Below are 21,072 nucleotides of genomic sequence, written 5' to 3'. Positions count from 1 at the left end.
TGGATTTCCCTTTGAGTATGAAAATTCATGGCTTGGAAGCAATGAAATAATTTCTAAGTGAGGTGCAAATTTAGGGAGTTGTGGGTGAAAAAAGTGGCGGAGAGACCGGGATTCGAACCCGGGGTGCTTTTGGCACACATGCTTTCCAAGCATGCACAATAGACCACTCTGACATCTCTCCAGTGATTTCTACTGCCTTCCATAAAAAGAAACGGTCTTAGGAATTCTACCTTTTCTCTTTGAAAAAACTAAGAAATTCAAATTTTATGTGCGACTTTGGTATGAGAGTGCATTTCGGAAAATGGTTCAAGAGATAAATGGATTCTGTTGTGTAAGAGGAAATCCCTTCTCCTGGTTTTGCAGGAACAAAGTATACTACCTCTGGAAGTTTCACTCGTAAAATAGCACCGGCACAGAGTAAACATGGCTCCAGAGCAGTGATTAAGATATGGTCTGAAAGATAACGCCCATCGGTAAGAGAAAGTGCAGCTTCGATGGCTAAAATTTCGCTGTGTTTTGTTGGATTTAATGTTTGTTCGACGGAATTAAATGAGGAAGTTAAAAACTCCCCATCTTTTGTTAAAATTTCCGAATAAGAAGGGATTTCGTTTTTATGTTTGGAGATTTCTATTGTGTATCGTTTCAAAAACGATTCATAGATGTCCACGCGCGCCCAAGAGGATTTGAACCTCTAACCTTCTGATCCGTAGTCAGATACTCTATCCAGTTGAGCTATGGGCGCAATGAATGCTTGGAGCATTTTTACCCAGTCCGAAAGAACGGGTATCACTATGGTTTTTTGCAAGCGGATGGAGTAAATCAAAAATCCCGCAATTCCTAGATAAAGTAGTACGGAAATGAGATGTAAGGTAGTCGCGAGGTAAAGTCCCACAAATGGAAGGAGTGATAGGATTTGTGCGAGAACAATTCCTAATAAAAACAAACAAGTATTAACCGCAGAATACAAAGAAAGGGTCACAAATTCAGGAAATTGGCGTTTCCAAGTAAAAATGGGAACCCAGGAAAAATACAAAGGTAGAGCCGCAAAAATTTTTGCCGCCTCATCAGTCAGAAGGTAGGTCTTAATTTTCTGGATTTGTTCTTTGAATTGGGTGAATTTCATGGCGGTAACAACGGAGACGCAGGGATTCGAACCCTGGGTACGATTGCTCGTACGACGGTTTAGCAAACCGCTCCTTTCGGCCACTCAGGCACGTCTCCAGCGACTCGGAGAAGGTAGGATTCGAACCCACGGTGGGATTACCACGACGGTTTTCAAGACCGCTGCTTTAGACCACTCAGCCACTTCTCCAAGAGTACCTATCCGTTATGTTAAATGCGAGTGCAGTGTCAAATGAATATTCAATGAATGGTCTACAAGAATGGAAAAGTTGCAGATAAAATTAGAAAAGTGGGCGAATGGTGGTTACTGTCTAGCTCACTATGATGGGCATGCAGTGTTTGTGGAAGGTGGGATCCCAGGTGAAACTGTGGACATAACTCTTACCAAACAAGGCAATAAGGAATGGTTTGGTATTGTAGATTCAGTGATTGAATCCTCACCACTCAGGGTTCCTTCTGACTGCCCTGTGTATTTAGAATGTGGTGGGTGTAGTTACCGGCACATTTCCTACGAAGAGGAAGTGAAAGTGAAAACTTCCCTATTGGAATTTATGTTCCCGGAATGGATTGGAAAAGTAGAGGTGGCAACGGGACCAAGTGTTGGGTATCGCAATAATGTACAATGGCAAATGGAAGGTGGACAAATTGGTTTTTTTGCAAAAAACACCCACCGGATCATTCCTAATTCTTCCTCTATTTGTAAAAATGTCGATAAACGGTTGTTAATTGAAAAACCAAACGACTTTGGTATTCTTTCCAAACAAAAGCCAAAACAAACCCGATTGCCAAAAACGCAAAACAAAGCGAATTCCCTATCCTTACGTTTGTCCCAAAACGCAGTGGTGCAGTACGAAAAAGAAGAAACAAAGTTTGAATTTTTGAGTACAAAACTTACGGTACCTGCGAAAGGTTTTTTTCAAATCAACCAATTCTTAGTAGAAACTTGGATTCAGAAAATTAAGTCCTTGTTACCTAAGGATGCAAATGTTTTGGAACTGTTTTGTGGATGTGGAACCATTGGCATTACCTTACGCGATAGAATCAAATCGCTTTATGGAATCGAATCTCATGAAAAAAGCATTCAATATGCAAATCAAAATGCAAAAGCCAATGGAATCACAACCTATCAATATGCAGTTTTGGATTTGTACCAAAAACATATACCCAAAGATCTTAAAACCTATCCTACATGGATCGTGAATCCACCGAGGGCAGGTTTATCCAAAGGAATCATTGAAACAGTGGAAATGTTAAAACCAAAGGAAATTGTTTATTCCAGCTGTAATCCAAGTACTTTGCGAAGGGATGTAACTTCCCTGAAAGAGATTGGTTACGAAATGGACTATTTGAGTTTGTTTGATTTTTTTCCGAGGACGAATCATTATGAGGTGTTAGTGCGATTACGAAAACGGAAATGAACAACTCATTTTGTTCTCAATGAGTTGTTATCATTTGGTAGAAATGCAAAGGAAAATCTAAGTTTATTTTCCTTTGGTTGTAATCTTAAAAGGTAGGTATGCTGGACAAAATCCAATTGCTGAAGTCGCAATCATCACTAAACCAATTACGAACAATACAATTGCAGTGGTTCCTTCCACAACACCACCCAAATACAAACCGCCTAAAACAAGGCCTACTACAACACGAATGACTCTGTCATATAATCCCATATTTTGAAACATACTAAGTCTCCTTACATAATCTGACGATTTTTTGGCAAAATTTCTATCTATTTTTTTCTAACCACTCTATGATCAGTTTGGTGACTTCTTCTCTTTTTTCCCAATGGAGGAAATGACCAGCATGATCAAATCCGATCTTTCGAAATCCACGTGGAAAATCAGATTCATTTAATAGGTGTTCAAATAAATTTTTATGAAAACACCCATCATTCAATCCATAAAGCACTTGGGTGGGAACTGTAATATGTGTATCAAAAATTCCTATGATACTTTCTCTCCCTGATTCTGTGAATAAATCATTTAAGTTTCGGTAATACGCCAGAGCCGAGGAAAGGATCCCTGGATTTTGGAAATTCGATTTGATTTCGGCCAAATGGTCCTGGTTCGGCGTGAATCCAGGTGACCAGTCTTTCCATAAAAAATCAACCAAGGCAAATTGATTCGAACGAATGGTTAATTCTGCTAAATAGGGAATTTGAAATAGAGCAACATACCACGAATGGAATGTTTGTAACGGCGCCCAAAAAAAAGAATCTTGAAAGGTTTTGAGTAACGGGACTCCCAAACTTGTGATGGATCGAAAACGATTTGGATAGTACATTCCGGCAGCGTAGGCAATGATTGCTCCCCAATTGTGTCCCACAAGATGAACAGTATCCCATCTGCGATCATCCATCCATCCTAAAACATCATTCACTAAATCAACAACATGTAGTTTGTTCGCATGTGAAATAGTAGATGGTTCGTATCCTCGCATCACAGGTGCTATACAATGATAGCCTTTTTTAGCGATCGATTCCATGATGGGAGAAAATGTTTTATGGTTATCAGGAAAACCATGTAAAAATAAGACAGGGTCACCAGAACCTGTTTCTAATGTGGTAAATACAGTGGATGAATTTCTAATTTCCGAATGATGCATTGTTTACCAACTTTTCTTTAGATTCTGTTTTTCGGAAAAATTGTAACACAATCTCCCTCGTATCCAAGTCCTTACTTAGGTATCCATATTGTTTTTCATTTTGGTAATAAAATCCATTAGGCCAAATATGCCCTCCACCAGGAATTAAATAACCTTCCACAACATCGTCACCTGAACAATCGGACAGTTTCGAATATTCAATGTCTCGTTTCCAAAAACGATTCATATGACGTTTTTTTGTTTTGATTTCTTCTTTGCAGGGAAAGGCAGAACTCCAATACGAAAGTGAATCTACAAATGACAAAACTTCACCAGCCGGAATTCGTTCCGCTTTTGGACTCATATCTTTTGGTATGGATACAATTCCTCCTGTATAAGGAACAACATCATCAGAGGTACCCATGATAAAACCAATTGATTTGATTGGTGGTTTGGGACAAATTTCCGTTAGACCTTTGGATGTTACGGCAGCAACAGAATATCCCGAACGGAACAAATCATTTGCTTCACATAACAAACGTTGTGTCATAAATCCACCATTGGAAATACCTACTGCATGGATACGACTTGTATCCACAGGTATTTTTTTATCGAGGAAATAGACCATATCCCGAAAAAATTGAACATCTTTTGTGTTTCTTTTGTCAGTGAGAGAATGTGGAATTTTCCTTCCATCATTCCATCGATTCCCATATCCATCGGGATAAACGACAATAAATCCATATTCTTCCGCTTTTTCTGTCATGCGTGAAAGATAAATCATTCCCTCACCGCTTCCTCCGCCACCATGTAAAACAAAAACAACAGGTAAATTCGATTCATTTCTATTTTTAGGTATGTAATAACGGAAATTACGGATGATCCCATCAGAGACTATGGATTCCAAAGTATGGTCCTTTACTGGAACAATGGTTGGAAGAGATTTACAAAAAAAAGAAAATGGAATCGCTAACATAAATACATTTGAGTAAAGGAAGATACGTCTTACAAATCCCATCATATAAATTGGGACTCAAAGTATTGAATTGTTTCTGCGACTTTGGAATCTCCCTCGAGTGGATACTTCGGGTGGAATTCTTTATCGACGGTTGGATCGTAGGGACCAGATTTTCCTTCAAAACAAACAGCTACATCTGTCAAACAGACCAAACTATGCCAAACACCAGGTTGTAAATCGATCCCTCGTTTTGGCCCCTTTGAAGATAATTTGTGGGATTCTTTGATTTTTCCATCCTCTGAAAAAATTAAAAATCCAATTTCCCCTTCGAGTACAACAAAGGTTTCTGGTTTAGGGTCCGACAAATGTCTGTGAGGTGAAATATATGTATTCTTTGATAGAACATTGAGAAACCTTTGGTACACTTCCTTTTGTTCGTGGAAGTTATGATTTGTTCGTTTTCGTTCTGCGTTTTGTGCTTTTGAAATGAGATTTCCGATTAAGTCGGAATCAATGATTTGTATTTCCTGCAAGTTGGCCTTCCAATTCTCGTTCGATGAAGGCTAACATATCCGGAACACAAGCCGTACAAGTATCTGCCGCTCCCATCTCACGGGCAACTTCTAGTATAGGGCGATTTGTTTCTTTGACAACATTTAAGATGCTTTCAAAGAAAACTTCTGCACAGTGACACTTGATCATGGTTCTGAGAATCAGTCTCTTGCACAATTACAAACATGACAAGAATTTTTCCTGGTTTAAAGTTGAAATTTTTGCATTTAGAAAGGACCAAGACACGGGACATAATCTAGAATCGTATCAATTGAGAACATGAAATGCGGCCTTTGCAGTTACTGCAAAAAACTATCCCAATTGTTTTTTGTACAAAACCTCGAGAGTTTTTAATGCATTCGTCCAAGTAAACGATTTAGCATTTTCTTTCCCGAAGTTTCTCAATTCAGAAAGACGAGTTTTGTCTTTGAGAAGGGAAAGAAGTTGGTCGGAAAAGGAAATTGGTTCTTTAGGATCAAACGCTTCAAACCCTTTTCCTAACACTTCTGGTAACACCGTCGCATTGGAAGAAAAAACAGGAGTTCCCATTGCTTGTGCCTCCAATACAGGAAAACCAAACCCTTCAAAGAGTGAAGGATAGACAAACAAAGTTGCTCCTTGGTAAGCTAGTGGTAACTCGTCATATGCTAGATGAGAGAGAAAATAAATTCGATTTGGATTTTGTTTTTGGAATTCCAATAATTCTTTTGGAATTTCCTTACTTATCCCACCAACCACAAGTGGAAGTTTGAGGTGTTTCTCATTCCATAACGATTCCAATTGTGATAATAAGAATGGAAAATTTTTGTGAGATTTGCCGATCCCAACGGTAAAGAGATACTGTTTTGGTAATTTATGTTTTTTAAGAAACACGTCCAGTTGTGACTCTGATCGTTTTGAAAAATTTTTTAAATCAATCCCGTTATAAATAACAGTAATTCGATCCCTTCTATAACCAAAACTTTTCATTAGATCTTCTTTTGTATAATTAGAAACCGTGATTATCGTTTTGGCAAACCACTGAATGGAACGAAAAACAATTTGCAGATACAATCGTTTTACAAAAGAACTATGGGTTTCCTTAAAGTGATAAGGGATTAAGTCATGAATGGTAACGATACATTTACGAAGGTACTTGAGTGGAATATTAAAATGGGGTATGTCCAATACATCCATCTCCTCCATTTTGGGATGGCCTAAAAATTCCCTTGGTGAATAAATTTTTGTTTTGTATTCTATGATTTCTGCATGTTTTGGAACTTCATATTTTTTGAGAAGGATAGGATCTCCGAATAGATAAAGTTTGGCGTCCTTTTCACTTAAAGGCCAAAATTTTAATATATGTTGGATGCGAATTCCTATCCCAGAATTTTCGATCATCCTTGCATCGTAGCCAATTTTTTTTTGCATTTGTTTGATGATTATGTCCTTTCGAATCAAAAAAAGGAAATGTATCTTTTCCTAAGAAGCCAAGTCTAGTCAAATAAGTAGTGAATATTCTGCATTCAAATTTTGAAGGGCAGGTTCACATAGAACTTACTTTCAAAAAGGAATCGGATGGAAAACTTAATCGAAGAAATCCTGAAACAAATTGGTGAAGACCCAAATCGAGAGGGTCTTGTGAAAACGCCCAACCGAGTCAAAAAGGCGTATGACTTTTTAACCAGCGGATACAAAGCGGACATCAACCAATTGGTAAACGGGGCTATTTTTGAAGAGAGTACAACGGGAATGGTGCTTGTTCGTGATATCGAAATGTACTCTTTATGTGAACACCACTTACTTCCTTTTTATGGAAGAGCACATGTTGCATACATTCCAAATAAAAAAATAATTGGGATTAGTAAAATTCCAAGAATTGTCGACGTATTTGCCCGTAGGTTACAAGTTCAGGAACGACTTACCGACCAAATTGCACAAGCCATCCAAGAAACTTTGGACCCACTGGGAGTTGGTGTTGTCATCAAAGCAAAACATTTGTGTATGATGATGAGAGGTGTCGAAAAACAAAACTCGGAACTATTCACTTCTAGTTTGCTTGGTGTTTTTAAAACAGATCCTACCACTAGAAGCGAATTTTTAGATCTGATCCGAACCGGTTCCCACTAAGTTCATTTTTTAAATTCTTTTTTTACGATTCATGCTGGACTTTTTTCTAAAAAAGTTCAGTCTTTTTCCTCTAGAGGGACACTATGCCGAAAGAAAGAATCGTGGCACCATCCAAAGAATTTGCCAAATTTGCAAATGTTAGCTTAAAAGAATACAAAGCCAAATACAAAGAATCGATTGAAAAACCAGAAAAATTTTGGGCCGAACAAGCGAAACGCCTAACATGGTTTAAAAAATGGACAAAGGTTTTAAAACATGATTTTGCCAAAGCCAAAGCAGAATGGTTTGTCGGCGGAAAACTAAATGTTTCCTATAATTGTTTGGACCGTCACCTGGATTCACCTCTCAAAAACAAAGCTGCACTGATTTGGGAAGGAGACAATCCAGACGAATCAAAAGTTCTCACTTACCATGATCTACACCGTGAGGTGAATCACTTTGCTAATGTTTTAAAAAAGTTCAAAGTGAAAAAAGGGGATCGTGTCCTCATTTACCTTCCTATGATCCCTGAACTTGCAATTACTACGCTTGCTTGCACTCGCATTGGGGCAGTGCATTCTGTTGTGTTTGGAGGATTTTCACCAGAAGCCCTACTTGGTCGTATTGAGGATTGTAAACCAACACTCGTCATTACTGCTGATGGTGGATACCGCGGTGGCAAACCCATTGAACTGAAAAAAAACGTAGATGTTGCCTTATCAGAAACCAAGTTCCAAGTGAATGATGTCATCGTTGTCAAACGAACTGGAGACGAAGGTAATCTGAATTGGAAAGAAGGCCGTGACCATTGGTACCATTACCTCATGAAAGACCCAGAGGTGAAAAAGGAATGTCCCGCTGTTCCTATGGATTCTGAAGATCCACTTTTTATATTGTACACCTCCGGTTCCACAGGGAAACCAAAAGGTGTCTTACATACGACAGCTGGTTATTTGTTAGGTGCAAATCTTACGTTTGCAACCATCTTTGATTATAAAGACACTGACACCTACTGGTGTACGGCAGATATAGGATGGATCACAGGCCACAGTTATATTTTATATGGACCTCTTTCCAATGGAGCCACGTCTCTGATGTTTGAAGGGGTTCCCAGTTACCCAGATATGGGTAGATTTTGGGATGTGATTGATAAATACAAAGTTACAGTATTTTATACGGCACCAACTGCCATCCGTGCACTCATGCGAGAAGGACTTGAACCAATCAAAAAACGTTCACTCGCATCACTACGGTTACTCGGATCAGTGGGAGAACCAATCAATCCAGAAGCTTGGGAATGGTATTATGCCAATATTGGGAAATCAAAATGCCCAATTGTTGATACTTGGTGGCAAACAGAAACGGGTTCCATTATGATCTCAGGAATCCCGGGAGCAATCCCACAAAAACCTGGTTCGGCCAGTTGGCCTTTTTACGGAATCCAACCAGTCCTTGTGGACAATGAGGGTGTGGAGATCAAAGGCAAGGGAGAAATCTCAGGTAATCTCTGCATCGCAAAACCTTGGCCATCCATGATGCGCGAGGTGTATGGAGATCCGAAACGATTCTTTGATACTTATTTTTCCCAATTCAAAGGGTATTATTTTACGGGAGATGGAGCAAACCGAGACAAAGAAGGTTACTTTCGTATCACGGGAAGAGTCGACGATGTGCTCAATGTTTCAGGTCACCGCATTGGTTCAGCAGAAGTAGAAAGTGCCCTTGTCGAACACAAATCCGTGGCAGAAGCTGCGGTAGTTGGTTTTCCCCACGATATCAAAGGCCAAGGGATTTATGCCTATGTCACTGTGAAACAAGGGGTTGTAACAAACGACCTATTGAAAAAAGAACTCATTGCCATGGTGGAAAAAATGATTGGGAAAATTGCAAGACCCGACGTGATCCACTGGGCACCAGGACTTCCCAAAACTCGTTCCGGGAAAATCATGCGTAGGATCTTACGAAAAATTGCCAACAATGAATTTGATACATTAGGTGATATTAGTACCCTTGCGGATCCATCTGTAGTACAATCCTTAATTGATGATAAAAAGAAATATCATAGTTAAAAAGATCGTTTCGTAAGCGTTCACTCCTTCCAAAAACGAATTTGGTTGTTTTGGTTTTGGGAGGAGCTCTTTTGATGGCGATTTTAGAATCAAATGCATAGTTCCAATATTCAAACGTAAATTCTGTGTTAGGTATCTCTGAGTCGGTAACCAGAGATTGAAGATTCTAGTTCCTTGTTTTGGTATTTTAAAAACTATAATTAGATTCCTCTATAAATCTTGTGGTAGAGCGGCAAACGGGCCCATCACACGAAGGAATTCCGATTCTTCAAATTCCAAATCACGTTCCTTTAGTTTCCTACGGTATTCATTTGCCTTGGTTTCATCTCGCGAAGAAAACCAATGGATCGCAAAAAGCAAATATTCTCTATTTTTTCGATAGGTCGAAACATGGTTTTCAAGATCAGATCCAGTGAGCTGTTTTTGGTTTTGGAAATCTTTGACTAAGGAATCAATTGCTAAGGTGTCACGGTCTTTTCCAAGATTCGCATAACTTTGGCGGATGAGAAATAAAATTTCCTTGGCATCTGAATTTGGATCATATTTGAGAAGGTTGTAAAATCCTCGCCGAAATAAAGTTAAGGACTCCAAATACCTTTGTTTTTCTTGTAGGTAAACTCCATAACGTGTGAAGTATCTTGTTTCATTTAGAAAAATTGTAGAAGTCCAAATGTAGGCTTGTTCAAGTGAGTCTGAATTTCGACCACGCCTTGCTAAGATCAAAGTTTCATACATTCCTTCTTCTCGTGGAAAGTAAACAAGGTATCGTAAACTTAAATCATCAGCTACTTTCCATTTTCTATTTTTGATGTTTTTGAGAAGGCTAGTTTGTAGGGCATCTTTTTCTGAGACAAACGTATTGTCATTTTCCAAAGTTTGGATGTACTTTTCGTAATCAGCTTCTAACCCCAATTGGCGAGAAAGGATAGCGGCTAAGTACAATCTGTACTTCGCATTTGGTTTTTGTTCTAAATACAATTTTGTATAAAAAAGTGCTTCTCTCGGTTTTTTCTCTTTTTCATAAAAATCGGCAATGTACAATACCAAATCCAATTGGTCTTTTTTTCGTTTGATGGATTCTTCGTAAGCATGGATTCCATCAAAAATCTGGCCTAATTTCATATGGGCCTGGGCAGATAGATTGTAATACCTGTAGTCGGGGTCTGGGTTTAGTTCTTTTGCTTTGATGAGAAAATCAAAGGCTTTGGCAGGAGTTTCTTGGACAATTTTGTCCTCTGCCATCCGCAGTAGGTCCTCGTAACCATAAAACGCTTTTACGGGATTTAAGGGCTTTGGTTCAGCTAAAATTGAAGGTAAGACAAGAAATAGACTTGTTACCAGAACACTAAATTGCCATATTCTCCTAGACCGAAGTATCATCTATGGATTCTCATCGGTCATCTTCTAAAATATCTTAGAAATACAAATAAACAATCTCAAAGAGGATCTCATGAATGTAGAGTTAATCATTATCGTCATGGCACTGGTCTCCATAGCCACGGCGATTTTCTACGCCGCACGTGTAATACGTATCCAAGTGGGTGTAGAGGGTGGCAACGACAAAGAAACCGCCAAATTAAAAGAAATCTCCGCCGCGATCGCAGAAGGGGCTATGGCCTTCCTTCTCAGAGAATACCGTGTCATTCTGCTTTTTATCAGCTTCATGACGGTTCTCATTTATCTTTTATTAGATAATCCCAACACAGAATTCAATGAAGGAATTTATACTTCGATCGCTTTTGTTTCGGGAGCCCTCATTTCTTGCCTTTCTGGATTTATCGGGATGAAAATTGCGACTGCCGGAAACGTAAGAACTGCCCAAGCAGCAAAAACATCTCTCTCCAAAGCGTTCCGAGTTGCATTTGACTCTGGAGCCGTTATGGGTTTTGGGCTTATTGGTCTTGCTGTTCTTGGCATGATAGGTTTATTCCTCCTTTTTACAGGTTCCAATCCAGCTGTTGCTAAACACATCCTCATGGAATCTCTTGCTGGTTTTGGTCTTGGTGGATCATCAGTGGCACTTTTTGGTCGTGTGGGTGGTGGTATTTACACAAAAGCCGCAGACGTTGGTGCTGACTTAGTTGGAAAAGTGGAAAAAGGAATCCCTGAAGATGACCCTCGTAACCCTGCAACGATTGCTGATAACGTTGGAGATAACGTAGGTGACATTGCTGGTATGGGTGCTGACCTTTTTGGATCTGCTGCGGAAGCTACTTGTGCTGCTCTTGTGATTGGTGCAACGGCTTCAGCTCTTGCAGACAATAACTCTGCTCTTCTTTATCCTCTTTTAATTTCTGCGATTGGAATTCCTGCATCCCTCATCACAACGTTCTTTGCGCGAGTGAAAGAAGGTGGAAACGTAGAAAAAGCTCTCAAACTCCAACTTTGGATTTCAACATTCATCGTAGCAGGTGCGCTTTATTTCGCAACAGACATGTTCATGATTGATAGTTTCCAAATCGGAGACAAAACCATCACTAAATGGAATGTGTACACTTCAGTCGCATTAGGTTTGTTTGCTGGTATGTTCATCGGTTGGATCACTGAGATTTATACGTCTCATTCTTACAAACCTGTGCGTGAAGTTGCTGACGCTTGTGATACTGGTGCTGCTACCAACATCATTTATGGATTAGCACTTGGTTACAAATCCACTGTAGTCCCTGTGATTTTACTTGTGATCGTAATTGTGGTTTCCAATATCCTTGCTGGGATGTATGGAATTGCGATTTCAGCAATTGGTATGATCTCTACAATTGCCATTGGACTTACCATTGATGCTTACGGCCCTGTTTCTGATAACGCGGGCGGAATTGCTGAAATGGCAGAACTTGGAAAAGATGTTCGTGATCGAACTGACAACCTTGATGCGGCTGGAAACACTACGGCAGCTGTAGGAAAAGGTTTTGCGATTGGTTCTGCAGCTCTGACTTCACTTGCCTTATTTGCAGCGTTTATCACAAGAACTCAAAACGCTTCCAAGGAAATGGGAGAAGGTGCGATTGATTTAACTTCGATCGAACTGCTTGATCCATTGGTATTTGGTGGTCTTCTCTTTGGAGCGATGCTTCCGTTTATCTTCTCTGCCATGACAATGAAATCAGTTGGAAAAGCAGCTCTTGATATGGTAAAAGAAGTTCGTCGCCAATTCAAAGAAATCCCTGGCCTTATGGAAGGAAAAGCAAAACCAGAGTATGCAAAATGTGTGGATATCTCCACTTCTGCTGCTCTACGTGAAATGATCCCTCCAGGACTTCTTGTACTCCTTAGCCCAATTGTTGTGGGTTATTTGTTTGGTGTGAAGTCCCTTGCAGGTTTACTTGCAGGAGCTCTTGTTTCTGGTGTGGTTCTTGCGATCTCTTCAGCTAACTCAGGTGGAGCATGGGACAACGCGAAAAAATACATTGAAAAAACTGCTGGTGGAAAAGGTTCTGAAAAACACAAAGCTGCAGTTGTAGGTGATACAGTAGGTGATCCGTTTAAAGATACATCTGGACCTGCAATCAACATCCTCATTAAACTGATGGCAATCACCTCACTCGTGTTTGCTGAGTTTTTTGTGACAAAAGGTGGGATCATTTTAAATTTCTTTAAATAAGAGGTGAAATGATTTCAGAACATTGGTACTTTCGATTTGAAAGTACCAATACGATCAAAGGAATTCTATCTTTCTAAATTAGAGGAACAGATTTCTAGATCATCCAATCTCCGAAAGAGTGATTGGATTTTTGGAAAAGCCGGCGTACAATCGTCGGCTTTTTTATTTCATAAGGTTGTAAAACTAAAACTAGTATTGGTTCCTAAGGTGAGTCCAAAGGTGGATTGGATGTTTTGGTTTAAGGTGATTGTGTAAGTAATCCCTGAAGTAAGTGCACTTGATGGCGTGAGAGTGATCGTACGGTTCGATGATCCACCGGTCAGGCTTGGACAAGAGGGAGAGCAGGAAATATTCGTATTGAGAGAGGTGGAATCAATTGCTTGGGTCATGATGATGGTGATCGTAGGAGTCAAACTGACACCTGTGGCTCCATTGACTGGTGTTGTGGACTCAATGGTAAAGGTAGCAGAAGTTTGCGTGACAAGGGGTAAAACAAGAATACCTAGTAAGGAAGGAGATGGTTCCGGCAAACAATGTACGGAAGAAAAAACAAATAGAAATAACAATCTGATTCTTTTCCACATGACCATTGGCTCTATCCTTAGTTTCGACTAATTTCCTCTCGTTACCGTACATAGTTTTGCGTAAATCCCGAAGAAATTATAGGTTTCTAATTCAATTGACGTAATTTCTTTGATGTTTCCTTGCCTTTGTGCCATTTCGATCGATGCGTCCCCATAGGCGACGAGTCCTAAATAAGATTTCGAACAAGCGAAGCCTTCCTTGGAAGAGGAGATTCCTGTTTCCAACATGGAAATTCTTTGGTTTTCGTACAACAATCCTTGGGTACCAAATCCTGAACTCGCACATTGTTGGAAAAAAAAGGGCAGAATAAAAAGGAAAACGCGAACGCTTCGTTTGGAAACGGAATTTGTTAATAATCGTTTGTATATAACTCGGTAGGGAATTATGAAATTATTTTTGCAATTCTTGGTCCAATAGGTTTGAAAGTTGGTTTTGTAAAAGGATGATATCATCATAAAGTTTTTCGATTTGTTCTTCTTTTTTTCGAATTTTTGAGGACAAAGCTTCTAGTGATTTATTGGGATTTGTGTTCTTTTTGGAATGAAACTCTTTTAGTTTAGATTCAATTTCTTCGTAAATCAAACCACTCTTTAATTTCTTCGAAAACTCTTTCAGTGAATCAATGTTTTGTTTCATATTCCTGTTACCCGCAAACAAAGTTCTTGGAAAAAGAAATACTGATTTTTATAAATATGATCTACACTATGAATTTCTTTTAGCTGGGATTTTTTTGTTACCCATTCATAACTAGCATTCCCTACACTCACAAGACCAAAATAATTGGTGGTACAGGACTCTACGTAGGTATCCCCGGGAACTGGAATTTTTCCAGGGGTATACCATCCAGATTGTCCTTTGTTTTGCAAAACGGTGAAAGATGGATTTCCAATTTGGATACTAAGACAGTTTCCTAAAAAAAAAATCCATCCAACACTTAGGAATTTCTTCATACAAAATTAGTTAGTGTCAAAAAAGTAAAAATAGGAAAATCGAATCCCTCGGTCCATTGCATTATCTGCTTTTGGTAGCATACCAAACATAAAGCTGAAACTAAAAGTTCCCAGACTTTCTGTATTCATGGAGATACCTGGGAAAAAATTAAAGTAACGCAGATTTTTATCGGCAGTTTTATCAATCGGTTCTCGGTATTCTAATTCGGTGAAGATGCGAACTGAGTCTGCAATGCCGAAAGATGGTGCGATACCAACTTGGTAATACCGTTTGAATTCATCTAATTTTGATTCACGTCCTTGTTTGTTAGTTTCTGTTTGGAAACGAAGTTCGGTCATGATTTGGAAAATGCCATATTTATAACCAAGTCCGAAATTGGGGCGGATCAAATAATACTCAGGATTTTCATGTTCCCTGAATACGGAATTTCGTTTTTTATCGTAGATACGGAGACCACCACCAATTAAAAATTGGGAATTTCCAGCATCAAAAATCTTACCATATTTGAGACCAACATTGTATCTATCCCAAGTAACTTCCTTGGCCGTATCCGTTTGTGAATATTCTGTCCTTCCCAATGAGGAAATCACAGAGAAAGATTCACTAAACTTATATTCCCCTTCGACACCAACGTTTTTGCTAATCTCTTTTACTTGGTTGTAATCTTTGTCCCAGTAACTTATGTTTCCTCTCACTTTCGAATACACTGCAACAGGTTCAATTTGAAGAGGGTGCGCAAATCCTTTGTTATTAAACTGCGAGAATACACTCGAAACAAAACTGAAAAATAAAATTAGAAATAAATATACATGTTTCATGGTTATAGTCCTATATTTGTGAATGGGTAAATCAATCTCGCCAATTTATCTGCTAGAAGTGTATACCCTAAATTATTGGCATGAATACAATCTAACATCAATTCAGCTCTTGAAGCAGGTTTTCCACCCAATGTATTTCTTAAATCAACATAAATCAGTGAAGGTTCCTCTCTTGTGATATCAACAAGTAAGTTGTTAAAAGCATCAAGTTGAGTGGAAGTAAATACACCTGCATCAGGAACAATCAGTCCAATTCGATCGAATTTAGATTTACAACCTTCATCTGAACTTCCAATCACTGGCGACATATATGGATTTGGATAATCATACCCATGAATGATCCACTTGATTGGTGGACCACCAAAACGAGAGATTTTATATGCATTACCGGTGATGATGAGTTGTTTTAAATTTGCTTTGATGGTAGCAAATCTTTGAGCTTGGACAGCGCTGATATTTCCAATGTATTCATTTAGATTCGCCTGGATATCATTTCCACCTAATGAAAGTAAAACAACTTTCATATCAGCGCCGCCTTGGTCGATCACTTGGAACTGGAGTCCTTGGCTAACAACTTGTTGTAGAGTTTTTCCACCCAAAGTTGCTCCCGCAAATTTATAATTGTATCGATTTTCTAATTGAGGTCTTAGGGTTTCGACAAATGGAAAACCTAATAAAAGGTCGGTCCAACTATCACCAATGATTCCCGTTTTTGCTGGTGTTTCTCCATTACAAATTGCAAGGGTAGTACATAGTAAATTTGTTTCAAAATCATTTACTGGATCCTTTTTTTTGTCACAATGTATGAGGAATACTGTGACCCCAATTAAAAATATGAATCTAAGTTTTTTCATAATTATTTTTCTTCCTTCCAGATATGGTCCATGATATAAGCGCAAGAGAGGTCGCCGGTCAGATTTACTGAAGTTCTACACATATCCAAAAAGCGGTCAACACCAAAAAGAATTGTAATACCTTCTATGGGTATATGGAAGGTATAAAGGATGGAGGAAAGAATTACGAGACCTACTCCAGGTGTGGCTGCTGTTCCAATGGAAGCTGCTGTTACTGTTCCAACTAACAAAAACAAATCAATTGAACTTAATTCAATTTGGTACACCTGGCTTAAAAATACAGTGGCAACTGCTTGGTATAGGGCTGTTCCATCCATATTGATAGTGGCTCCCAAGGGTAAAACAAAATCAGCTACTGTTTCTTTTAGTTTTAACTTCTCTTTTGCGACTTTGAGTGAATAAGGCAAAACAGAACTCGAACTGGATGTGGAAAAACCCAAAATTGGGATCTCACGAATTAAGTAAAAAAAATAGATTGGGTTTTGTTTTGTAAAAACGAACACTATCAATCCATAAAATAACAAAATCAAAAATAGTCCAACTAACACAGTCAAAATGTATGTAATCAAGCCCATAACTAATGTAAAACCAATTTGAACCATGGCATAACTCATCAGGCCCATTACAGCGAGTGGGGCAAGTTTCATTGCCAAAGAAACCACCCAGAGGCAAAAACTTTCCAAGGAATGACAAAATGCTTTGAGGGCTGTTCCAGATTCTTTGGATGTTAGAAAAAAAATTCCTAACATCATTCCCAGAAATACGATCGATAACATTTGTTGTTTCGACCAAACATTAATTATGTTTTTCGGGATGATATTTGTTATGATTTCAGGAATCGATTCTTCCTTATCCTTAGATACATTGACCGAGATGGAATCTGTCGTTGATGGATATTGAATTTTGTTTTGGATTTGGTTCCCAGGTTTGGAAACCAAAGTAAGCGAAACACCAATGCTTACAGAAATAATGGTTGTGAAGATAAAATAAATTAATGTTTTACTGCCCAAATTCCAAAGGTCTTTCAGATTTTTTAGACTGGAAACTCCTAGTGCAATGGAAACAATCACAAGTGGAATCATGATCATTTGTAATAGGTTTAAAAATATATCACCTGGAAGTTTAAGCCATGGTAAATAGGGATTTATCGATTCTTTAGAAACGATTCCGGATTCAGGATTTAAACTAATTCCTAAAGATAAACCTAACACTAAAGAGATGAGAATTTGTTTCCAAAAGGCAATTTTGGGAAGTGACATTCCCAAATTTTTTCCTTTTGAAATTCTATGTAAATGAATTTAAATGCAGATATACGTTTGGAAAAGTTGGATCCTGTGGAAAATTTTCGCTCCATTTTTAATTTTGCGCATTTCTACAGTGTATTCATCCTTTGCCCTCTGGATTTCCTTCATTGTTTTATGAAGCACTGCTTTTTTTTCAGGTCGGTTGTCCCATTTGTAAGCAGCTTCTTGGCGCATTAATTTTTCTTCCAATTGTCGAATTGTTTTTTGGTGAGAGAGTTCTACTTTGTATTCTTCTTTTTGGAAAATGGAGAGTGTTTCTTTACGTAAGATTTCTTTTTTGTTCTCTGCTTCTGATTCTACGATGGGATAACATTGAATAAATGCTTCTTCGAGTTTGGAAAGGGCGATTTCCTTTTCAGGTACGTATGTTTTACCCTCCATCCATTCCTTGGGTTTGTCAGTGAATACAACAGATCTCTTTTTTTTCAAATCGTATTCAATGAAAAATAAATCCTTTCGTTTGAGCGAAAAATCAAACTCAACTTGGAAGACAAAAAGGATTTTTTGACTCAGATCTTTGGAGTATAAGTATTTTTTCTTACGACCAACATCACTTTGAGTTAAAAGTTCTGTTACCTTCTCCACAAATGGATGACCAAATGCCATAAATTCCAAAGAATCATTGGTAAGTGCTAAATCAGAATCAAAAGTTGCTTTTTTAACTTTTCCTTCTAAATTTTTATACTCATAAGCTCCTTTGCTAACGGCCGTTAAGGAACCAGGGAGTTGGTTTTGAAAAAATTTAGATCCTTCGGAAACCACTTCTTCTAGGTGACTGTTATTCCATTCTCTTTCTTCAAGAGTGTGATCATAATAATCTTTTAAATTAAAATCCAATACCTTCGGTGTAACAAGGGCATTCAGTTTTTCAAAACCTTTTTGAGCAACCTGGATACGAAGGTCAAATTCGGTTTCTAATTCTTCTTTAGTTTTTGTACCTGTGATAAATTTCATCAAACTAGAGTTAAAATCTAATTCTTCTTCGATTGTACCGAGTAAATCATCGGAAGCACCAATGGATTCTTCAAACAAACGGATTTTATTGGTTAATACTTCTAAAATTCGTTCGGCTACAGTGTCTTTGGATGCGAAGTTAAAGATATACACATTGTCTTTTTGGCCAAAACGATGGATCCTACCGATCCTTTGTTCAATTTTTAAGGGACTCCAAGGAAGATCGTAATTAAACAGTATGTTAGCAAATTGTAAATTTCGTCCCTCTCCACCTGCTTCTGTACAGATTAAGATTTCGTAGTCTTCTTTGAATTTTTGGATGGCGACTTCTTTTTCATCCATACTCAAAGATCCATGGAAAGGAGAAACTTTAAAGTCTGGTTCTAAGACCGATTGTAAATGGTCTTGTGTGGTTCGAAATTGAGTGAAGATGATGAACTTTTTATGACCTTCTTTTTTCAATCGATAGAGAGTTTCTCTGAGTTTCTGTGTTTTTTTATCTTCTTTGATTTGTTTTCCTAAATGGATCAATCGATTGAGCGTGAATAATTCACGTTTAATCCTTTGGAAACTAGACATCTCTTCGTCTTCCAGTTCTGTGATAAAATCTTCCACACCTTCTGTTTCATCTAAATCCCAATCATCAAGGTTTGTTTCATGTTCCTTCATGTAATGGAATTTGGATTCCAACATAAACTTTCTTTTTTGGAGAGCGGAGAGTAAGGCAATGACAGATGAATCGAGTAATTTTTGGAAAACCACCATTACAAATCCAATAGCACGGTTTTTAGTTCCCATCGCCATATTGTATTCACGTTTTACATACTCAGTGGTTTCATCATAAAACGCCCGTTCAATGGGAGATAAATCGATTCGAACCGTTTTGGCAAATCGTTTGGTAAATCCACCCACTTCCACTTTCCGACGGCGGAGTAATACTTTGGAGATTTTTTCCTTAAGATCCCCTTTTTGGCCAACAACATAATCGTTGATAAACGTGTGATAAGGACCCAAAATATTTGGATCAACAAGATGTAATAGGTAAAATAACTCTTCTAATTTTCCACGAAATGGTGTGGCAGTGAGAAGGAGTAAACATTCTGTTTTACGTGCAATTTTTTCAGCAAATAGATAACCACGTGTGATTTTAGAATAATCACGTCGGAGCCTATGTGCTTCATCGAAAACAACAATGTCCCATTTAGTAGCCAAAATTTCTTCTGCATACCTTGGGTTTTTGATAAAGTCGATGGAAGTAATGATTTTATTAAAATTTTTCCAATGATCAGGTCCGTTTGTTACAAAATTACGGCGACGAACAATCGCAAATTCTTCGTTGAATTTGTTTTTCATTTCTTGTTGCCATTGGACAAGTAGAGGTGATGGAGCTACAACTAACACACGCTTCAATCCTCGTCGAAACATCAATTCTTTGACGGCAAGGCCGGCTTCGATGGTTTTCCCAAGGCCCACTTCATCAGCTAAAATGAAACGAGGTTTTAAACTATTGGCGACGATAAAAGTGGATTCGATTTGGTGAGGGAGTAATCGAGTTCTAGAATTCGAAAGTGATGAAAGTTTATTAAAATTATAAGTAAGTTTGAGTTGGCTTGCGGTAAGAGCAAGGTCCATCGCTTTGGGAAATTCTTCCCAAACTCGAAGTGATTCCGGGTATTGGTTTAAAAAATGTAAATTACGATTGGATTTATTGACAGTTCTAAATAATTCTTTCGATTCGAAGAATAATTCTACTGAGGTGGCAGTTTCTTTTGTAACTTTTGCGAGACCTAACTCTGGTTCGTCGATTAAAAACCCATACTCTTTCGATTGTTTTGGTTCAACCGTTGTTTCAAAATCTAAACTTAATTGAGTAGGGATGTCCATCAAACTCCTTTCTGATTTCCCCAAAGTACTTTATGAATCTGAAGCGACAAACGACACTTAGGTGGGTTGTCTATTTTTATCCATTCAACTAGTTCTTTGGCATCCACTTCACCGTGGACTGGCGAATACAATATATTTGTCTGTATTTTTTGTTCGCGAATGACTTCGATACTTCTCTCAAAGTCGATTCTATCTCGCACAACGAACTTAATTTCGTCAAGTGAATTATGTCTCTTTTCTAAGATCCTGAAATTTTCTGAATCCATACGATTTTCCATCCCGGAACCAGGTAATTTATAATCCATGGTGAATATAAAAAATGGATCGAGGGTGATTTTTTCACTACCATTGGTTTCCACACGTGAAGCTGGATAAGGTTTTCCATTTTGTTTACGGTAGGTATAAATATGTTCTGCAATGGAAATTGATAAGTCCCGGTTTTGGCCTTCTAAAGGTTCACCACCGGTAAGCAAAATTTGGAATCCATGTTCTTTGTCGAATTGTTCGATTTCTTCGATGATGGAAACGAATGGTTTAGATTCTCCTTGGTTAGGGCCAAGTGCATAGGGAGTGTCACACCACAATGCCCTTGATTCTGTTTTACCACAACGTAAACTACACCCTGCAAACCTTACAAAAACAGTAGGGATTCCTTGGGAGATTCCTTCCCCTGAAATGGATGAATAAATTTCATGAATTTTTCCGTACATGGTCGTTTCCCTTCCTGTCAGTTTCTTTGAAATTGTTCTTGC

Annotated in this window: 21 protein-coding genes and 4 tRNA genes; 4 read left to right on the top strand and 21 right to left on the bottom strand. The window is 38.4% G+C overall.

Annotation, left to right across the window (positions count from 1 at the left end; all coding sequences use genetic code 11):
• Nucleotides 1-94: 94 nt before the first annotated feature.
• The 5 genes from ND812_RS02895 to ND812_RS02875 form a co-directional block, all read right to left on the bottom strand.
• A tRNA-Ser gene (locus ND812_RS02895) sits at nucleotides 95-181 on the bottom strand.
• A gap of 45 nt (nucleotides 182-226) precedes the next feature.
• Nucleotides 227-646: a nucleoside deaminase gene (locus ND812_RS02890; RefSeq protein ID WP_265374192.1), complete on the bottom strand. Its 420-nt coding sequence runs from the start codon at nucleotides 644-646 to the stop codon at nucleotides 227-229.
• A gap of 22 nt (nucleotides 647-668) precedes the next feature.
• Nucleotides 669-742 (bottom strand) — tRNA-Arg (locus ND812_RS02885).
• Nucleotides 743-1,134: 392 nt separating this feature from the next.
• Nucleotides 1,135-1,221, bottom strand: a tRNA-Ser gene (locus ND812_RS02880).
• 7 nt (nucleotides 1,222-1,228) lie between these two features.
• Nucleotides 1,229-1,312, bottom strand: a tRNA-Ser gene (locus ND812_RS02875).
• Nucleotides 1,313-1,382: 70 nt separating this feature from the next.
• On the opposite strand from ND812_RS02875, the gene ND812_RS02870 reads away from it, so the two are divergent.
• Nucleotides 1,383-2,540 carry a class I SAM-dependent RNA methyltransferase gene (locus ND812_RS02870; RefSeq protein ID WP_265374191.1) on the top strand — a complete coding sequence of 386 codons (1,158 nt, stop codon included), beginning with the start codon at nucleotides 1,383-1,385 and terminating at the stop codon, nucleotides 2,538-2,540.
• 63 nt (nucleotides 2,541-2,603) lie between these two features.
• Here ND812_RS02870 and ND812_RS02865 read toward each other — a convergent pair whose 3' ends face one another.
• The 6 genes from ND812_RS02865 to ND812_RS02840 all read right to left on the bottom strand — a co-directional run bounded on the left by ND812_RS02865 (nucleotide 2,604) and on the right by ND812_RS02840 (nucleotide 6,625).
• On the bottom strand, nucleotides 2,604-2,804 hold the full coding sequence (locus tag ND812_RS02865) for a YgaP family membrane protein (protein WP_108960377.1): 201 nt from the start codon (nucleotides 2,802-2,804) through the stop codon (nucleotides 2,604-2,606).
• 43 nt (nucleotides 2,805-2,847) lie between these two features.
• Entirely contained in the window at nucleotides 2,848-3,726 is an 879-nt protein-coding gene (locus tag ND812_RS02860; RefSeq protein ID WP_265374190.1) for an alpha/beta fold hydrolase, read from the bottom strand.
• Entirely contained in the window at nucleotides 3,707-4,726 is a 1,020-nt protein-coding gene (locus ND812_RS02855) for a CE1 family esterase (RefSeq protein WP_265374189.1), read from the bottom strand. Before ND812_RS02855 ends, ND812_RS02860 begins: the two co-directional genes overlap by 20 nt.
• Nucleotides 4,723-5,196: a WbuC family cupin fold metalloprotein gene (locus ND812_RS02850; RefSeq protein ID WP_265374188.1), complete on the bottom strand. Its 474-nt coding sequence runs from the start codon at nucleotides 5,194-5,196 to the stop codon at nucleotides 4,723-4,725. The genes ND812_RS02855 and ND812_RS02850 overlap by 4 nt, the downstream gene beginning before the upstream one ends.
• On the bottom strand, nucleotides 5,174-5,365 hold the full coding sequence (locus tag ND812_RS02845; RefSeq protein WP_100716258.1) for a (2Fe-2S)-binding protein: 192 nt from the start codon (nucleotides 5,363-5,365) through the stop codon (nucleotides 5,174-5,176). Before ND812_RS02845 ends, ND812_RS02850 begins: the two co-directional genes overlap by 23 nt.
• 162 nt (nucleotides 5,366-5,527) lie before the next feature.
• Nucleotides 5,528-6,625, bottom strand: coding sequence for a glycosyltransferase family 4 protein (locus tag ND812_RS02840; RefSeq protein WP_265374187.1), 1,098 nt, complete (start codon nucleotides 6,623-6,625; stop codon nucleotides 5,528-5,530).
• Nucleotides 6,626-6,772: 147 nt separating this feature from the next.
• Between ND812_RS02840 and folE the strand changes: the two genes are divergently transcribed.
• Nucleotides 6,773-7,324, top strand: a complete 552-nt coding sequence (gene folE / locus ND812_RS02835; protein WP_108960381.1) for a GTP cyclohydrolase I FolE — start codon at nucleotides 6,773-6,775, stop codon at nucleotides 7,322-7,324.
• Nucleotides 7,325-7,407: 83 nt separating this feature from the next.
• Complete coding sequence (gene acs / locus ND812_RS02830) at nucleotides 7,408-9,372, top strand: acetate--CoA ligase (protein WP_265374186.1); 1,965 nt, start codon at nucleotides 7,408-7,410, stop codon at nucleotides 9,370-9,372.
• Between the two features lie 210 nt (nucleotides 9,373-9,582).
• Here the strand turns inward: acs and ND812_RS02825 are convergent, their stop codons facing one another.
• Nucleotides 9,583-10,614, bottom strand: a complete 1,032-nt coding sequence (locus tag ND812_RS02825) for a tetratricopeptide repeat protein (protein ID WP_265374185.1) — start codon at nucleotides 10,612-10,614, stop codon at nucleotides 9,583-9,585.
• A gap of 208 nt (nucleotides 10,615-10,822) precedes the next feature.
• Between ND812_RS02825 and ND812_RS02820 the strand changes: the two genes are divergently transcribed.
• Nucleotides 10,823-12,970, top strand: a complete 2,148-nt coding sequence (locus tag ND812_RS02820) for a sodium-translocating pyrophosphatase (RefSeq protein WP_265374184.1) — start codon at nucleotides 10,823-10,825, stop codon at nucleotides 12,968-12,970.
• A 167-nt stretch (nucleotides 12,971-13,137) separates the two neighbouring features.
• Here ND812_RS02820 and ND812_RS02815 read toward each other — a convergent pair whose 3' ends face one another.
• Genes ND812_RS02815 through ND812_RS02775 form a run of 9 tightly spaced genes read right to left on the bottom strand, consistent with a single transcriptional unit; the run spans nucleotide 13,138 to nucleotide 21,030 of the window.
• A complete protein-coding gene (locus ND812_RS02815) occupies nucleotides 13,138-13,560 on the bottom strand; it encodes an Ig-like domain-containing domain (protein ID WP_322113640.1) in 423 nt (140 codons plus the stop codon).
• A 21-nt stretch (nucleotides 13,561-13,581) separates the two neighbouring features.
• Nucleotides 13,582-14,007, bottom strand: coding sequence for a TRL-like family protein (locus tag ND812_RS02810; RefSeq protein ID WP_265374182.1), 426 nt, complete (start codon nucleotides 14,005-14,007; stop codon nucleotides 13,582-13,584).
• Nucleotides 13,946-14,191: a hypothetical protein gene (locus ND812_RS02805; RefSeq protein ID WP_265374181.1), complete on the bottom strand. Its 246-nt coding sequence runs from the start codon at nucleotides 14,189-14,191 to the stop codon at nucleotides 13,946-13,948. Before ND812_RS02805 ends, ND812_RS02810 begins: the two co-directional genes overlap by 62 nt.
• The gene (locus ND812_RS02800) at nucleotides 14,188-14,505 is read right to left on the bottom strand and encodes a TRL-like family protein (RefSeq protein WP_265374180.1); all 318 of its coding nucleotides are present in this window, start codon (nucleotides 14,503-14,505) and stop codon (nucleotides 14,188-14,190) included. The genes ND812_RS02805 and ND812_RS02800 overlap by 4 nt, the downstream gene beginning before the upstream one ends.
• A gap of 6 nt (nucleotides 14,506-14,511) precedes the next feature.
• Nucleotides 14,512-15,324 carry a hypothetical protein gene (locus ND812_RS02795; protein WP_265374179.1) on the bottom strand — a complete coding sequence of 271 codons (813 nt, stop codon included), beginning with the start codon at nucleotides 15,322-15,324 and terminating at the stop codon, nucleotides 14,512-14,514.
• A gap of 2 nt (nucleotides 15,325-15,326) precedes the next feature.
• Complete coding sequence (locus tag ND812_RS02790) at nucleotides 15,327-16,178, bottom strand: SGNH/GDSL hydrolase family protein (RefSeq protein WP_265374178.1); 852 nt, start codon at nucleotides 16,176-16,178, stop codon at nucleotides 15,327-15,329.
• Between the two features lie 2 nt (nucleotides 16,179-16,180).
• Nucleotides 16,181-17,437, bottom strand: a complete 1,257-nt coding sequence (locus ND812_RS02785) for a dicarboxylate/amino acid:cation symporter (protein WP_265374177.1) — start codon at nucleotides 17,435-17,437, stop codon at nucleotides 16,181-16,183.
• Between the two features lie 39 nt (nucleotides 17,438-17,476).
• The gene (locus ND812_RS02780; protein WP_265374176.1) at nucleotides 17,477-20,320 is read right to left on the bottom strand and encodes a DEAD/DEAH box helicase; all 2,844 of its coding nucleotides are present in this window, start codon (nucleotides 20,318-20,320) and stop codon (nucleotides 17,477-17,479) included.
• Nucleotides 20,320-21,030: a 7-carboxy-7-deazaguanine synthase QueE gene (locus ND812_RS02775; RefSeq protein WP_265374175.1), complete on the bottom strand. Its 711-nt coding sequence runs from the start codon at nucleotides 21,028-21,030 to the stop codon at nucleotides 20,320-20,322. The genes ND812_RS02780 and ND812_RS02775 overlap by 1 nt, the downstream gene beginning before the upstream one ends.
• Nucleotides 21,031-21,072 lie beyond the last annotated feature (42 nt).

This window comes from Leptospira limi, assembly GCF_026151395.1.
GTDB lineage: Bacteria > Spirochaetota > Leptospiria > Leptospirales > Leptospiraceae > Leptospira_A > Leptospira_A limi.
Note: the sequence above shows the minus strand (reverse complement) of the source record. Positions and strands in the feature narration are given on the sequence as shown.